1 protein-coding gene and 2 rRNA genes are annotated in these 649 nt (G+C 45.0%); 1 reads left to right on the plus strand and 2 read right to left on the minus strand.

All coding sequences use genetic code 11. The features are described from left to right. Positions 1 to 188: hypothetical protein (locus BM736_RS25335; RefSeq protein WP_218638784.1), on the plus strand; the 188-nt coding region annotated here is incomplete at its 5' end. Here the strand turns inward: BM736_RS25335 and rrf are convergent. After that, positions 177 to 292 (minus strand): 5S ribosomal RNA (rrf, locus tag BM736_RS24815). The genes BM736_RS25335 and rrf overlap by 12 nt on opposite strands. A 120-nt stretch (positions 293 to 412) precedes the next feature. Beyond that, positions 413 to 649: ribosomal RNA gene (locus BM736_RS24820) — 23S ribosomal RNA — on the minus strand; the annotation flags it as partial.

Consider the following 649-nt stretch of genomic DNA (forward strand, 5'->3'; position numbering starts at 1 on the left):
TTCAGAGCCAACATCAAGCTTCGCTTGATAAGCGTAGGCTCGTCACCCTACTATCACATGAAATGAAGCATGCTTCGCATGCGCTATTTACTTCCCATGTTCGAGTGGTCATTTCAAAAGCTGTTAAACGAAAAAATCCCCAACACAAAGTGCTGGGGATTTATCGTTTATTAGGCGCCTGGAAATGACCTACTCTCACATGGGGAGACCCCACACTACCATCGGCGCTATTGCGTTTCACTTCTGAGTTCGAGATGGGATCAGGTGGGGCCACAATGCTATGGTTTCCAGACTAATTTGGAAATTTGAAAAGCTAATTAGGTTCTATAATCGGTCTAACTTAAATCAAGTTCGTATTCTTTTGTGCTTGTAAAGTAATCATCACTAATCACCACAAACCCATCTGGGTTGTATGGTTAAGCCTCACGAGTCATTAGTACAAGTTAGCTCAACGCCTCACAACGCTTACACACCTTGCCTATCAACGTCCTAGTCTAGAACGGCTCTTTAGAGAGATTAAATCTCTAGGGATGACTCATCTTAGGACTCGCTTCCCGCTTAGATGCTTTCAGCGGTTATCGATTCCGAACGTAGCTACCGGGCAATGCTATTGGCATAACAACCCGAACACCAGCGGTTCGTCCACTCC

The organism is Shewanella sp. UCD-KL12 (assembly GCF_001957125.1).
Classification (GTDB): domain Bacteria; phylum Pseudomonadota; class Gammaproteobacteria; order Enterobacterales; family Shewanellaceae; genus Shewanella.